The organism is Salegentibacter sediminis (assembly GCF_002078605.1).
Lineage (GTDB): Bacteria > Bacteroidota > Bacteroidia > Flavobacteriales > Flavobacteriaceae > Salegentibacter > Salegentibacter sediminis.
The window spans coordinates 1-15587 of the sequence record NZ_MSJR01000005.1 but is presented as its reverse complement, the minus strand read 5'-3'; the positions used below and the strand labels follow the sequence as shown (position 1 = coordinate 15587).

Genomic DNA, 15587 nt, shown 5'->3' with positions numbered 1-15587 from the left:
TTAAGAATCAGGTCTGAATTTCAATTTATTCCTTTGTTCCTCCTCAATATCCAAAATATCTTTTTCTTTATAGGACAATGCATCATATACCGCCCAAAGATCGCGGTTGAGTTTTCGTAAACCGGCAGGCTCAAGGGAAGCCGCATGATCTGTACCCCGCCAGGTACGATCTAAAGTAAAATGCCTTTCTACAACAGAGGCTCCTAAGGTAAAGGCTGCTACATCTACTGCTATCCCTAAATGATGTCCTGAGAACCCAATTTGTTTAACAGACCCGGCATATTTATTCTTCAACTTATTAATCTCTAATAAACATACATCCTTAAAAGGCACAGGATAACCCGAGGTACAATTATACAGGCTCAGGTCCTGATTTCTGCTTTTATCCTTAAAAAAATCTACTAGCAACGATATTTCCTGGGGAGTGGTCATCCCAGTCGAAACATGAATTTCCCCCTTATAATTGTCACATAACCATGCTAACATTGGGTAATTGTTATTGCAGGCTGAAGGAATCTTTATAAAATCAGGATTTAAAGATGCTATCTCTCTGGCTGATGTTAGGTCCCAAACTGAGGAGGAATAGGTTAGCTGCATTTCCTCACAATATTCTTTTAACTCCCTATGTTGTTCGATATTAAACTCGAGAAACTCACGGTGTTCCCCATAAGTATCTCCATAGGAGTTGATGGGATTGGGATGTGGTGCCTCATATTGTTCTTTACTTAATAATTCTTTGTTGCTGCGCTTCTGAAATTTGACCGCATCAACCTTGCAAAATATTTTGGCAACCCTGATCATTTCTTTAGCAATCTCGAAATCACCTTTATGATTGCAACCTATTTCGGCTATAACAAAAGGAGTATTATATTCTTTCAAATCGTTTATTGTATTTAGTTATAAACCTACAGGCTTCCCGAATCGCTCCCGAACCGGAATCGGATGTTAAATTTATATCTGAAATTCTTTTTATTTCTTCCATGCCATTATTAGGACATATAGACCAACCTACACTTGCCATACAAGCCATATCATTCACATCGTCTCCCAGATAGGCGATATTATTTAAGTTAATATTCTGAGTTAGGGAAAGATGTTTCAGCATCCCCAATTTATCCTTAACTCCTAAATAAACTTTATCAATATTCAGTTTCTTCATTCTGGCAGCGACCAGGGCTGAATTCTCTGAGGTCATGACAGACACCTCAATATTATCCTGCCTTAAAATCTCAAGCCCCATTCCATCCCTCATATCAAATGATTTGGCAAGCTCTCCATTTCCAGAATATAATACTCTCCCATCTGTAAAAATACCATCAACATCTAAAAAGAGATGAGTGATCCTTGAAGGATTCCTTTCCGACTGAAGTCTTTGAAGTAATAGGTTTTCAACGATATTCCAGTCTGGAACCGAATCAATTTCAGTATAAGAATCTTCCGGCATTTCTATAAGCCCTATATCCCCGCTTATCCTGCATTTACTTTTTTGCAGGGCTGCTTTGGTGGTACAATATATGGCTCCATTCTCAACCAGGGTGCCTTTAAAATCCTGACGCCGGGGTCGTTCCCGGAAGTCATAATTGATTGGTTTACCATTTTTATCCCAAAAAAATCTTTGAGTTCTAACTACACTTAGCGCTGAATCCATACCGGATTTAATTTCCTCTAAGGCTTTATTGATTTCTATTCTTGTGGTAAAGGGCGAGGTGGCCTGTAACAGACAAAAAACATCAAATCCATAGGAGACTTTCTCACTAAATTCAAGAATGGCAGTTTCTGTTGAAGCTTCATCAGTGGCGCTTTCAGCACTTCTTTTTAGCACCTTTATTTTAGAGTTCCAGGAATATTGTTGGGTGATAAATTCAATTATATCATCATCATCGGTGTAAACAAAAACTTCATCCAAATCAGAAAAGGCTGCTTCTGTTAGTACCCAGGAAAATAAAGGACGACCTAATAATTTCCGTTTGTTTTTCCCTTTAATTCCCTTTGAATCTTTCCTAAGTGGAATAAAACCAATTGACTTCATTAATTATTTTTAAGACTAATATAAGATTTATAGCCTGAGCAAATCCATTCACGACCGCTATTTTAGAATTTACCCAGGATATTTAAATTCCAAAATCACATTACATAAGGGGGTTTGGGATCTCAAAAACCTCCCTTTTACTATCCTTTTCAGGTAGCTTCTCCAGAATATTTTTAAAGCTTTCCTTAAATCCAGGCGCGGCAGGATTCAAATAAAAAACCGATTTATCATCAATATATGCCCTAAAAATCTCCTCCCCCGATTCATGAATTAAAAGACTGGGAATATTAAGCATCCCGGCCTCAAGCACACAGCCTGAAAAGTTTGTTATGTGAAGTTTTGCACCCGCTAAAGATTCCGGTAATGGGGTTTCCAGGGCATCCTCTATTTTATAAATGTTCTTATGAATCTTATTCTTTTTTAAAAAAGACTCCAGGTCATTCCTGGTGAAGTTACTTCTCGGATGCATTCTTAGGATCCATTTCATTTCTGATTCTTTCATAAAATCTAAGAGGACAATGGGAAGCATTTCCTCCAAACTCAAGGTTTGGAGACTGAAAAATATCTTTTCACCCAGATCCTGAAACAAAATTTTCTTTTTGAAATATGCCAGGTAAGGATGCCCAACATTTATAACTTTTATGAATCCTGTTTTTCCTGCCCATGCTTCAATGTTCTCCTTTGATCTTTGATCCCAGGTCCAGTATTCTACAGGCATTATATTATATGGCCTATCAGGATGTTTAGTCCAGGCACTGTATGCCATATGCACATTGGTTTGTGGCCCATGCTGGAAATCAATGGTTTTAATTCCCAATTCATGGGCAGCCAGAAGTGCGGCCGCCAGGTCATCATAGCCGTAATAACTAAGAAAAATAATTTTTTCTGGCTTTGTTTTTTTGAAAAGCTTAGAGAAGAAGCCTTTCGTACGACTTACCTTCCGGGCCCATTGGCTCAGGGCCTCCAAGGAGATATTTAAATTTTTAGCCGTGGGAAAATCAGAAATCAACTCTTCATAAAAGGTTTTATAGTCTCTTAATTCAATATTTTCTTTCACCGGTTGAGAAAATAACCCATTTAGCTTTTTAAGCAATTTAAATTGATCCAGATATTGATGAAGAGGCAGGATAGCTTTTTGATTATAATTCTTCTCATAAATCTTTTCAAATTCAATCATATATACCTCATCTTGCAAATTATGGGTATCTACCATCGAGTCATAGAATCTATTAAAATAGACACCATTCTGCCGTGTACGATGAAAATGAGAACCAAAGAAAATAATCTTTTTAGGCTCGAGTTTTTTATAGAATTGATACAAACCAGATAAGGCATTCATTAAGGCCCCGGGAATTTTAAGTAGTCTTTTAACTATCCCATATTTCCTTTTTTGTGAACTACAGGAATCATTTAATTTGGGCTTATCAGCATCAAGATTTAATAGAAAGAAATAAAGTTTGATACGAATATGAGGCCAAATATCTACCCCAAAAATATTCCAATGATTTACGGGGTACTTCTGTTCTAACTTCAGAAAATATTCTTTAATTTCTTTACTAGTTAAAGATTGGGGCATTCGAAAGGTTTAATTAAATATAAAACAGATTACTGTTGACTGTGAGTTTTTAAAGTTACAATTTAGGCCATATATGAAGTACTCATTAAAGATTCTAAATCACGAATTTATGAGAAGTTAATCTGAATTCGTCAAACACTTTTTGTGGAGATTTTCTCCCAAATTTGGAAATTCCCATCTCTCACAATTATGCTAAATCCAATCCTCTTTAAAATATCCTCACAAGTTTTTACTTCTGCGTGAGTTAAAATACCTCCAAATGGATGTACTTCAAGGAATATTCTTTTAAAATTCGAAAGATTCTCCTTAAAGTTTCTAATAATATCTAATTCCCCTCCCTCAATGTCCATAATTAAAGTATCAAATTCAATATTATATTTTATCATTATGGAGTCTAAATCAAGTCCGTTTACATAGGTTTTATTCCCTGTTTCTCTTTTAGTACTGCCTCCAACAATTCGTTAAATAAAATACATTTTTAGTTTCTTTCGAAATAATTGAATTTTCTACAAAGAAAGAACAATCGTTTTCATCTCTATTCTTTTTTATCCAATCAATTAAATTTGGATTTGCTTCTAAGGTAACCTGTTGAGTTTTATTTATAAGTTTCTTGTTTATTAAGCAAGAGACGTATCCCAAACAGCCTCCTAACTCCAATACTTTTGCATCTTTCGGTAAATATTTATCAATATATTGCGCTTCTTCTACTTCGTATTGATGCAATGCAAATCGGCCTCTAAATTGAAAGTCAGTTAAATCGAATGGAATATGAATAATCAACCCGTTGTTCTTGTAGGTTTTTTTAAAAATTGTAAAATATATACCTGCGAGAAGTAGTCCAAATTTTATTTTTGCATAATGAAAATTGTGCTTAATTAACTTATAGTTTCTATGGATTGATTTCATTGCAGAAAACAACCAGTCCGGTAAATTCCTTTTTAAATATTTTTTCAAGGTCTTTCCTGAAATTAATTAATTAACTCGTACAATTGATTTAAACTTAAAGCAGATAGACGCTCCCTTAAAAAAGAATAATCATACTCCATAAAAATCTGATTATCAAGCCACTTAAAATAAAGTTCACTTATCTGCTGAGTGATCTTTTCTTCATCATCAATCTCACTCCACCAGGGGTAATCATCTCCAAGTAATCTCCTTGATTCACTATAATAAGGACCTAACAACAAGATCGGTTTCCCTGCCTGGATACAATGCGGGAATTTTCCGGGGAGGAAAGGACTTATGGGTCCTTTGGCTTCCAATATCACATTCACCGCTGCATTTTTCTGAATGGCCTGTACCTGGGTAAAAGGCAAATAATCATCACTGGAATAAAACTGCGATACTTCCCTTTTTAGTTCTTCAAACTCCGGGGTATATTTTGATTTTTTACCAATAAAAAGAAGCTGACTATTTTCAGCGGCTTCCGGAACTTCTTTCAGAAACTCTCTAAATGCTTTAATCAATCCCCTCGGGTTCCTTGCGTTCATTAAAGCTCCTGCATGTACAATAGTAAAAGCATCTTTTTTAAAATACTCTGGTAGTTCCGGAGAATCAACCTCCTCTTCATCAATCTGATGTGGAATTATTACCGATTTCCCCTTTAAAGGAGGGAAGTAGCTCTCCATCCATTCTGCCAGTAATTTGCTGGGATAAGCTGCAAAGCGGGCTTTTTCTGAAACATTCAGAAAGAATTCCCTTTTTTTTTGATGCCCGGGTTCCACATAATCATAAGGCCGGGGGTATGAAGCGAAGGGATAAGGATCGTGAATATAGGCCATCCATTTTGAATGCCACTTCGGAATTTTAAGAAGTGAGTGGTGCGGTCTAAAACTGGTTCCTTTACTTAGCGTTAAAACCAAATCGGGTTCGAAATCATTGATTTTATTTAAAGCGGCTACAATGCTGTTACGGTCGTTAAACAGTGTAAAGGAAAATCCAAAGACTTGCTCGATGGGTTTATATAAGTTCAAATTAAACCAATACCGTAAATAACGCTCCGACCTGCTTAAGAAAAACAGCAAACTTCTTCGGTTCTCTTTGATAGAATGGCAGGGAATGTCACCCAGCTGAATATCCTTTCTGGTGTAATGATAAACCTGCAACTCAAAGCCGGCTTTGTAAAGGTTTTTTATAAGGGCTACGTTGGCTTTGGAACCACTGCTGTCATCCACATCAATCGACTCAACTACGACCAGGATTCTTTTTATCAGGTCAGGCATTTTCTCTTTTTATAATTTCCATAATCTTTTGGGCTGCACGGCTATCTCCATATCGGTTTACATCTCCTGTAAAATCCGATGGACTTCCAAAGATATAAACCAAAACCTATAGTTTCTCTCTTGAAGACCTAACATTAATCCCTTGTTTAACATTATTATTCTATAGGCTACTAATCCTGTTAATAATTGATTTAGCCCTGGCAATGTCGGTATGGTATTTACAAAGGTGTTGGTATCCGGCAAATGCAATTTTCTCTCTAACGCTCTCATTCTCTAGGTAATAATCTATTTTTTCATAAAAATCCGAAAAATCATCTTCAAAGTAAGCTATATTCATTTCATCTGTGAAATCATTCGGAATCATAATATCTGGTTTTTGAGATAACATAAACGTACTAAGAGCAGGCACTTCCCAAAACCGTAAAGTATCCCATCCAGCCCCTCGTATATTAAGAACTACTTTACATCTTTTAAGTTCTTCAAAATAATAATTCCCTCGTCTTTGGAAACTTCCAAAGGAAAATCCCCTTATAGTTCCATTTTCTTCACAATCATATTTCCCCTTAAGTAAAGAAAATATTTTCGTTCTTGATTTATGTGATTCATTTGCCCAAAAAGAAACATCATATTTTTTTGTAGTATGCTTTTTTATACTTTTAATTCTATCCATATTGAAAGCAAAAGGACAAGGATAGACATTTGTTGGATAATCAACATTTTTGAGCATTTCTCTTTTAAAAATCAGATCAAAAGGTCTTTTTTTTATGGTTTCTTGGTAAAGCTTAGGATAACCTAATCTGCTTAAATCACCTCCTATTTCAGCACGGTCTCCCCCATCAAGAAAAGCTACAGGACAGGAGTCTGGAATTTTATCTAGAATTTCGGAATAGAAATCAAATGATTGATATTTTGTTGAAGAAACTATTACACAGTCATAATTAAAACTTAAAAATCTATTTTTCAAATAGGCAAATAATCCACCCTGGTGGTAGCCTATATTTTTAGGGTATTTTCTTAAATTAAAATAAAATGAATGATTGAAAGGAATTGGATGTACATTTTTGGCCCCAAGTACTTTTACCAGCCCCCCATAAATAATGTCTTGCTGATAATCCATTAGATTTGCATTGATATAGAGAATTTTCATAACAAATTAAATAAGTAATAGTAAATCCTAATTTTTTCTAAGGTTTTTCACTTGGTTTATGTTTTTTTAATGGTTTCCACCTATCATAAATAGTGTTTCCGTGAGAACCACAACTGTCCCCCACATCAATCGCCACCACTATCATCGAGATTTATATTATGGCTTCATGCGTTCTCTCTCTTTATTATTTCCACAATCTTTTGAGAAGCCTCGCCATCTCCATAAGGATTTCGAACTCCTGTAAAATCCGGAGGATTCTCCAGAACTTCCTCTAATTTCTTTATGAGCATTTCTCCCGAAGTCCCCACCACAGTTGAGAATCCGGCAATTACTGCCTCCTCCCTCTCGGTAAATTTTCGGGTTACCAAAACGGGTTTCTTTAGAGACGGGGCCTCTTCCTGTACTCCCCCAGAATCTGAAATAATTGCACTAGCCTGCATCATCAACCATAAAAAGCTGGGATAGCTCACAGGTTCAATGAGATAAATGTTCGGGTGCTTGCCTAAGATCTCAAAAACCTTTCTGCGAACCTGTGGATTTAGGTGAACCGGAAAAATGATTTGCACATCCTTCCTTTCGGCAAACTTCCGTAGGCCTTTACATACCTCCTCGAGTCCGCCACCGAAACTCTCCCTACGATGCCCGGTAACTAAAAGTACTTTTTTATTTTTATTTAGTAGGCCTTTGAGCCCTTTTAGCTCCTCATTTTCATATCCGCTGTTAAGTTTCTTCTCCGCCATTCTTAAGGCATCAATTACGGTATTCCCGGTGATGAAAATTTTATCTTTAGATATTCCCTCCCTTAAAAGCTTGTCCTGATTAGAAGAGGTAGGAACAAAATGAAAATCAGCTATTCTACTAATTAATTGTCGGTTGGCTTCCTCAGGAAAAGGAGAATGTAAATTTTGTGTACGCAAACCCGCTTCGATATGCCCTATTTTTATTCCGCGGTTAAAAGCAGTCAGGGCAGCAATGAATGCAGTAGTAGTATCTCCCTGTACCAGGATAAGATCAGGCTTAGCTTCCTGAAGGATCACATCTGTTTTTTCAAGAATTAATGCACTCAGGGAGTTTAAACTTTGTTCCTCCTGCATAATTTTTAAATCAAAGTCTGGTTTGATTTCAAAGAACTCCAGCACCTGATCCAGCATTTCCCGATGTTGCCCGGTAACACAAACCTCGTAAGCAAGATGATTATTTTTTAATGCTAAAATTACCGGAGCCATTTTTATTGCTTCCGGGCGGGTACCAAAACAGAGGAGGATTTTCAAGATTTTAGAATTTTGCCCTTAAGATAAAAAATGGGTTTTAAAACCGGGTAGAATTGATAACCTATTTTATATTTCCATTTCTCCAGCATCCCGGCATTAGCTGCCTTTAAGCTCAACTTTATTATATTAAAAGATTTTACCTCAAATCCCAAACGGAGAAAATAACTCTTCAACCGGGGAGTAAAAAGCTTATTTTCATTTAAGTTTTTCAAAACCATTTGTACTGCCTTAATCTTAGAAGCAACGCGAACAGAACTTTTTAGGCTATATTCAGCAGTGGTAGAGTTCTTATGTTTTCGTCCAAAAATCAAAATATTTTCGAGATTTTGTCCTTTTAACCCCATTATTAATAATCTGGAATAGTATTCCCACTCATCTGCATAAACGATATTTTCACAAAATCGCTGATTACTTAGAGAATTTCTTCGCCAAACCACGTTACAGGTATTAAATTCCAATTCATTTAAAAGCATAGCTTCAATTAAATCAGGAGAAGGGATTAGTTCCCTGCCAGGTTTTAATTTTTTATCTTCTATAAGATTTTGCTCGAACTTGCCATAAAAAAGTTTTCTTTTAAATCGAACATAGTCCAGGCATGAACCTTTTAAACACCTTAAAGCATATTCAAGCAAATTGGGATGGGGTATATCATCACTATCCAACCAATAAATAAACTCTCCATGGGATTTAGAAAGACCAAAATTCCTACAGGAATTAGCTCCTTTCTTGAGTTTTTCCGGGCGCAGATAACATTTAAAACGACTATCCTGCTGGGAAAAATTCTTCACCACAGAAAACCCTTTATCTATGGAATGGTCGTCTACGATGATACATTCCCAGTTTTCAAAAGTTTGGGAAAGCAAAGATTCCAGGGTCTCAGGTATTAATTGTTCCCTATTGAATAATGGGATGATGACAGAAATTTTCGGCGTAGTTTTTTTTACAGTCATAGTTTTAGAAAATGCCTGATTTTCCTCAAGGGAAACAACAAATAATAGCCTAACCGAAAATCTGGTTTATTCCGGGTCCTTTCATTTTCATTTTTCTGCTGTTGAAGCAAGTTTGTAAACTTTCCAATCATCCTTTCATAATCCTGGATATAGAGGTCTTTATGTTTTAAAAAAATATATTCCCAGATTTCGTATTTTTTAATATTTGCCACTGAATTCCTGGAATTTTTTGTATTCCGATAATGAAATAAAATTTCAGGTATTACATAAGCATGCCCCCCATCCTTAAGAAGACGAATATAAAATTCCCAATCTTCAAAACCTATCTTCATCCCTTCATCATAAGCTTCTATACGCTCCCAATCTTTTTTCCTGAATAAAGTACTGCCAAAAGCAGCGCTTTGATACATAAATTTATCTATCCCACCTCCAGCAGGCTTATGTATAACCGATTTCTTGTCGGATTCAAACCACCTGCCATAACAGGTAACCAGTTTACACAGTGAATTTGATTCTAATACCTCAATCGCTTTTTCTGCAAAATCAGGCTCAAAATAATCATCGGCATCTAAGACCAGGATATATCTTCCGCTCGCTTTTTCGATCCCTTTATTTCTCGCTGCTGAAGGTCCCTTATTTTCCTGTGCCAGCAATAAATCAATGGAGGATTTCAGGCTGGTTAAGACTTTTTTTGTTTCCCTGTTTGATCCGTCATCTATTACGATGATTTCTTTATTAGAATAAGTCTGGCTGGTTGCTGAATTAACTGCAGTGGCAATAGTTCCAGAATTATTATAACAAGGAATTATAATGCTAAGCAAATAGTTATTATTTATTGAACCATGCCTCATATCATTTTTAATCATTAATCAGGATTGCTTTATCCCTATTATAACCTAATCCATTCTTTTGGGATTAAATCCGAGGTAAATTGCTCTTTATCCGGATCTTTAAACCATCTTTTGGGTGCAATCACCATTTTTGATTTATTGGTATTTAGCCAGGCCGCCCACCAACTAAAAGAACTGTTAGCAATGATATTATGATCGCAGCTACTCATTAACATCATATCCTTCCAGCTGTTATCCCCATCATTTTTTGTTATAAATTTTTTTTCTCCTTCGAGACTTCCAAATTTAGTTTTCACCCAATCCATATCATCCGAAAAAAAATAAAAGACCATCTCGTTATCCATCTCTTTCATTTTTTCAATAGCTTTTTGATAATATTCCAGGCCACATACACCGTGGACCTTATTGGTGATATTATCTTTTACGTAGTCTCCTCTCCTTATATGCACTGCTACAGATTTAGTTCCCTTTATTTCAGCAAGGGTTTTCCTGTTTTCAGGATCAAGTTTATTGTTAGGAAATTTAAAAAATTCTCTTACTATTTCTTCATAGCCTGAATAATATTTATAAGTCTGAAAAAATCCCCTTAAATATAAAGGTGGCACAGCCCTTTCAATTTTAGCATCAAATCTGAAGTCCTTCTCAAAGCACATTTTAGGATAGTTCAGATTCAGTTCCCTTCTAATTTTATGAATTACGGTTAATTGTTCAAAATAGTTTATATCTTCTTTGGAAGCAGAAGCATGATCAAGACCAAAAATCTCTAATTCGTATTCCCGAGGTGTATGCCCCGGTTTTATTTCTGTTAAATCAAAAAGTTCTTTATCCAATAAAATTTCAGCCTCATGTTTTAAGGCTATCAGGCGCCCCAAAGCATATTGAAACATTTGATTTCCTAAACCTCCGTTCAATTTTATAAGAATAATATTTCTCACTTAATCTTTACCATCTTTCATAACCCAGGGAATCAATTTCCGGAGCTATACTTTTAATAAATAGCAATTTCTCTCTTTTATTTAATCCATTCTTCCACTGCCTGGAAGATCCTTTCCTTAAAAATTTTGCCTTGTGAATTTCACCTTCTTTAATAAATTTCTTTTTAACAAAATCGAAAGACTGTAAATCAACAGCCTTTTCTATCTCTGCTACACTTCTTTTTTCCCCAATAAAATCAAGGATCTTTTTAGATTCGTTCACCGAATGTGATAAAACATCTTCATACTTTATTTTTAACACCTTAGGTTTAATGATATAAGAATGCAAATGGTTTTTCCAGGAAACCCGGCACCAATGATGACCCCTTGTATCCCCATTCAATACAGCATTAATCATTCGATTTCTCATTAAGCTGCACCATTATTATTTATTCAGTTTTATTAAGCTTATCCAATTTTCTTTTTTATCTGTTGGAACTTCTTATCAATTTTATATTTTAAAAATTTTTTAAAAGAAATGACGGGGTATATTTTTTTTGCATTTTCCTCGGTAAACTTATATGGTTTTAATTTAATTTGTTCTTTAGAATAGGTAATCTCTTGAATATCTTTCACTCTTTGAGAAACAATAATTCCCTCCCATTCAAATCCCTGAAAAAAATATTCCTTAAAAGTATTAATAGTATTATGGTATCTTAGTTGACAGGATATATTGAAGAATTTTTGGATTTCCTCATAATTTTTCAATCCACTTTCTTCTTTCGTCATCCAATAAATCACTCCATCTTTCTCAAATAAGAATAGTTGATGCTCTGGAAAATTATATAAATAGTCATAATAAACTGTTGGAAACTCTAAATAACCTTTATAACCAACTCTTTGTAATTCTTTCAGGAATTCATCGGCATCAAAAACATGTTCAAGAACATGAGAGCAAATAACATAATCAAATTCTTTATCCTTAAATGGAAATTTCCCTCCATCATAATATACTACTTCTTTGTCTGTTTTAAGTAAGCCAATATTCCCGGATTGTGCTATCCTTTCATTTACATCTTCATATCTTAACTCCAGAAAAATATCTGAACGAGGATGGGGAGTAGCACCAGGACCAACTTCTAAAACGCGATCGGTTGGTTTAATTGACTTTATTCTATCTGCAAAAAACATATCTTATTCTGTTAAAATATCATCCATCAATCAAAGAATCGTAAACCTTACACCAAATTTCATTAATACTATTTTGAGAAAATTTCATCTCAATATGCTTAACTGCTGCTTTAGACATTTGCTCTCGTAATTGTTCATTCTGAATTAATTTTTCTACCTTATCTGTCATTTCATTTACATCCCCTTCAGGCACTAAAAAACCTGTCTTGCTATTCTCGAAAGTATATTTCACGCCTCCAGAATCAAATGCTACAACCGGTAAACCGCAGGCTTGAGCCTCTAAGGCAACAATACCCTGCCCTTCTCTACTTTTGCCAGTACTTTCGACTGACGTCATTAAAAAAATATCATGTACTTGTAATAGGTCTCTAACCTCATTCTGAGATTTTTCTCCAAGCATAGTCACATAGTTTTCAAGTCCATAATTAATTATTAATTTTTGAAGATTTTTCTTTTCCTCTCCTTTCCCTACCAATGTATATTTAAAATGATAGCCTCTTTTCTTAAGTGATTTTGCTACTTCAATACCATATCTTTGTCCTTTCAATTCATCCAACCTACCAACGGTTATAAGCTTAACTAAAGAGTTTTTTTTATTAAAATGTTCAGGCATGAAAAAATTTGTATCAACCCCCATAGGGATTGTTTTTATCTTAGCTTGTGGAGCGCCAAGGTCAAGAAGTAGACCCCTTAAATAACCGGTAGTAGTAATTAGTAGATCAGCCGCTTTAAAAACATCGTCATAATAATCCTTATCTGAAATTCTACCATTGATTGGAAAATGTAAATCATGACCATGGAATGAAACAATTAATTTTGATTTTAATGCACCTGTTAATTTTAATATTTCCAAGGGTTTTACGTTGGTGCCATATTGCACATGAACTATATCGTAATTATTTAATTTAATAAAAAAGAAAAACTTAAATATATCGGAAATCTGAAACGACTTATGACTTTTCATATAGGCGTAAAACTGATATAGCCATCTTGACCTCGAAAAAATCAGGAATCCAGCCCTGCAGTAGGCCAAAAAAATATTCCCTGGTATTCGGTATTCCTCAATCAGTATATTTTGCTTAATCTTTGCTTGTTCAATTAAATTTTTATGTGGGTTGGATTCAAGTGGAGTAGTATCCTCAACTAATATTTTTGTTTCCAAACCACAATTTATAGAAGTTATAATTTGATTTAAAAGAAAAGTTTCACAGAAACCGGGAAACCTCCACATTCTAAAAACAACTGATTTCGGCATTTAATAGAGTTTGATTTTTAGGATTTTCTGGGTTTTAAAAAAGAAGCATACCTATTAATTAAATGAGGGTACTTATCAAGTAATAAATTTAAAATGATTTTCTTGCCATTTCGAACATAAACATGGGTTTCCATCCCAAATTTCATTAAATGCTCCTCAATTAATTCCCAACTTTTTACTGCACTTCCAACTCGCTCCTCGTTGGTAAAACTACTTAATTTATCCGAACCTGAATACCTGTAATATACAGCAGTTTCAGTAGTAAACTTAATACGCTTAGCAGCAAGGATTATTCTTGTAAAGAACTCAGCATCATCATTGTTAGTAAGCTCCTCATTCCACAAACCTGCTTGTTCTATTAATTTTCTGGGAGTCAAATATACATGGAGAGGAAAGAATTCATTCCTTTTTCCAAAGGTTTTGAGCAAATTTATTCCTTTACGAAAATCTCTATACGAATGATACTCATATTTAAACCGACTGGTGAAATCTGTCTTTTTCTTAAATCCACCCCATTTGCAAGTCATTAGGACTGAATCCCCAGCGCTCAATTCCACTTGCTTTTCTAGTTTGCCTTCTCTTAAGAGATCGTCTGAATCTAAAAACTGAATAAAATCGCCTTTAGAAAGATTAATGCCAATATTCCTACAGGAACTAGCCCCTTTCGGTTTTTCCTCTGGTCTTTTGCTAAAACTAATCCTTTTGTCAACTTTACAATAAAATTCCATTAGTTCCTCAGTATAATCACTAGAGCCATCATCCACAAGGATACACTCCCAATTGATATAAGTTTGATCTATGACCGAATCCAGGGTTTCGCCAAGGAAATGGCCCCGGTTATAGGTAGGGATGATGATGCTTACTAATGGTTTACTCATTGATTAAAACTCTGGGATATGGAGAAAAAGCGGTATATGTTCTATATTTAAAATGATTAAAAACAGCCTGAATCTTTTCCAATTTTTCTGATTCCCAGCTGTTAAATATGGAATTATTTTTTAACCTATCTTCATAATCATAGGTATTTCTATAATTTGATTTACTGGCATTATTAAATGGAAAGTCAGGTTTTTCCAGGTTTAAAAATCTAAACTTTTCATTTATCCTCTCTAAAACTGCAAAAGGCTCATTTACCAATTCTTCATAAAACACTTTAAATATGTTATGCTCCTTATCCTGAATTCTATTTTCTAATCTGATGGCATAAAAACACCAAATTGCTACTTCCCGCTCGATATAAGTATTTAAAGTAAGAATAAATGCTCTGTCCTTTTCAAATCCGGGTAGGTTAAAAATTTCGGGGAGCTCTGAAGTAGGTATTTCATTCCAGATATTACTGGAATTAATTTTATTAAAATTTTTCAATTGTGAAACGCTACAAACTAAAGGGTGCCGCTGCAAGTAGATAAACCTTGTATCAGGAAAATTTCCTAACAGTAAAGGAATTATCTCATTTGCTCTAACAAACTTTGTGATCACCCATTTAGCCGAGAATAATTCTTTTATCCCTGCTAACATTAAGGTATGGTGATTTATCTTTTTCATTGTAATAATTTCCTTGAAATAGGAAATTATTTGAAAATTATTTTCCTCATCAATAGGTTTACCAAGCCTCCATCCAATATTACAATTAGATGGCAAAACTCCCTTTCTATGATCCAAAGGCTCCCAATTGATTACTGAGTTTGGAGTATAGTATTGAATAATTTCCATCAACCAGGTACTCCCGCTGCGAGGCTCGCTGTAAATCACTACAGCATCCTCGCACCTAAAATCTTTAAATGCATACAATAACTTTAGAAATTCTTTACGGTATTTTTTTTTCAATTTATGCATTCAATCTAAAGTACAATAAGGAAAATTGGTATTATAATGGAACCAGTAAATATTTTGTTATTTCCAAGTTTCAGGTAAACAGTCTAAAAATAATAGAATGCAACTTGCGGGACAACCCCTCTTTATCGGTTTGTTCAAACTTCTGATAATGTAAGCTTCTTCTAATTAGAACTGCTTGATGGTATAAAATTATTGTTTTTAGTTTTATTTGTGGTTTTTAAAAGCGCATTAATTTTTGCGTATTCTATAGTTGCCATTTTATCCAATGCATCATGAGGTTGTAAGCTTCCACTAATTAGAACTGCTATATGCCATAAAATCATAGTTTTTGATAAATGTCGTTAT

Annotated in this window: 16 protein-coding genes; all 16 read right to left on the bottom strand. The window is 34.7% G+C overall.

Features of this window, described 5'->3' with window-relative positions; genetic code table 11:
- On the bottom strand, nt 1–879 hold the full coding sequence (locus BUW93_RS08875) for an N-acetylneuraminate synthase family protein (RefSeq protein ID WP_232778337.1): 879 nt from the start codon (nt 877–879) through the stop codon (nt 1–3).
- Nucleotides 866–2029: an acylneuraminate cytidylyltransferase gene (locus tag BUW93_RS08870; RefSeq protein ID WP_081211269.1), complete on the bottom strand. Its 1164-nt coding sequence runs from the start codon at nt 2027–2029 to the stop codon at nt 866–868. Before BUW93_RS08870 ends, BUW93_RS08875 begins: the two co-directional genes overlap by 14 nt.
- A gap of 100 nt (nt 2030–2129) precedes the next feature.
- A complete protein-coding gene (locus BUW93_RS08865; protein WP_081211267.1) occupies nt 2130–3605 on the bottom strand; it encodes a hypothetical protein in 1476 nt (491 codons plus the stop codon).
- 131 nt (nt 3606–3736) lie between these two features.
- On the bottom strand, nt 3737–4063 hold the full coding sequence (locus BUW93_RS08860; RefSeq protein ID WP_262507203.1) for an FkbM family methyltransferase: 327 nt from the start codon (nt 4061–4063) through the stop codon (nt 3737–3739).
- Nucleotides 4044–4559 carry a hypothetical protein gene (locus BUW93_RS08855; RefSeq protein WP_157893305.1) on the bottom strand — a complete coding sequence of 172 codons (516 nt, stop codon included), beginning with the start codon at nt 4557–4559 and terminating at the stop codon, nt 4044–4046. The genes BUW93_RS08860 and BUW93_RS08855 overlap by 20 nt, the downstream gene beginning before the upstream one ends.
- A gap of 14 nt (nt 4560–4573) precedes the next feature.
- Nucleotides 4574–5827: a glycosyltransferase family protein gene (locus tag BUW93_RS08850; RefSeq protein WP_110688288.1), complete on the bottom strand. Its 1254-nt coding sequence runs from the start codon at nt 5825–5827 to the stop codon at nt 4574–4576.
- A 160-nt stretch (nt 5828–5987) separates the two neighbouring features.
- Complete coding sequence (locus BUW93_RS08845; protein ID WP_081211261.1) at nt 5988–6974, bottom strand: glycosyltransferase family protein; 987 nt, start codon at nt 6972–6974, stop codon at nt 5988–5990.
- Nucleotides 6975–7138: 164 nt separating this feature from the next.
- On the bottom strand, nt 7139–8245 hold the full coding sequence (gene wecB / locus BUW93_RS08840; RefSeq protein WP_081211259.1) for a non-hydrolyzing UDP-N-acetylglucosamine 2-epimerase: 1107 nt from the start codon (nt 8243–8245) through the stop codon (nt 7139–7141).
- Nucleotides 8242–9195 carry a glycosyltransferase family 2 protein gene (locus BUW93_RS08835; RefSeq protein WP_081211257.1) on the bottom strand — a complete coding sequence of 318 codons (954 nt, stop codon included), beginning with the start codon at nt 9193–9195 and terminating at the stop codon, nt 8242–8244. The genes wecB and BUW93_RS08835 overlap by 4 nt, the downstream gene beginning before the upstream one ends.
- Nucleotides 9192–10061, bottom strand: a complete 870-nt coding sequence (locus tag BUW93_RS08830) for a glycosyltransferase family 2 protein (RefSeq protein ID WP_081211255.1) — start codon at nt 10059–10061, stop codon at nt 9192–9194. The genes BUW93_RS08835 and BUW93_RS08830 overlap by 4 nt, the downstream gene beginning before the upstream one ends.
- Before the next feature lie 23 nt (nt 10062–10084).
- Complete coding sequence (locus BUW93_RS08825) at nt 10085–10981, bottom strand: alpha-1,2-fucosyltransferase (protein WP_081211253.1); 897 nt, start codon at nt 10979–10981, stop codon at nt 10085–10087.
- Between the two features lie 7 nt (nt 10982–10988).
- On the bottom strand, nt 10989–11390 hold the full coding sequence (locus tag BUW93_RS08820) for a sulfotransferase domain-containing protein (RefSeq protein WP_081211251.1): 402 nt from the start codon (nt 11388–11390) through the stop codon (nt 10989–10991).
- Between the two features lie 38 nt (nt 11391–11428).
- The gene (locus BUW93_RS08815) at nt 11429–12151 is read right to left on the bottom strand and encodes a class I SAM-dependent methyltransferase (protein ID WP_081211249.1); all 723 of its coding nucleotides are present in this window, start codon (nt 12149–12151) and stop codon (nt 11429–11431) included.
- Between the two features lie 19 nt (nt 12152–12170).
- Nucleotides 12171–13406 carry a glycosyltransferase family 4 protein gene (locus tag BUW93_RS08810; protein ID WP_081211247.1) on the bottom strand — a complete coding sequence of 412 codons (1236 nt, stop codon included), beginning with the start codon at nt 13404–13406 and terminating at the stop codon, nt 12171–12173.
- Nucleotides 13407–13423: 17 nt separating this feature from the next.
- Nucleotides 13424–14284 carry a glycosyltransferase family 2 protein gene (locus tag BUW93_RS08805; RefSeq protein WP_081211245.1) on the bottom strand — a complete coding sequence of 287 codons (861 nt, stop codon included), beginning with the start codon at nt 14282–14284 and terminating at the stop codon, nt 13424–13426.
- On the bottom strand, nt 14277–15242 hold the full coding sequence (locus tag BUW93_RS08800) for a sulfotransferase domain-containing protein (RefSeq protein ID WP_081211243.1): 966 nt from the start codon (nt 15240–15242) through the stop codon (nt 14277–14279). Before BUW93_RS08800 ends, BUW93_RS08805 begins: the two co-directional genes overlap by 8 nt.
- Nucleotides 15243–15587 lie beyond the last annotated feature (345 nt).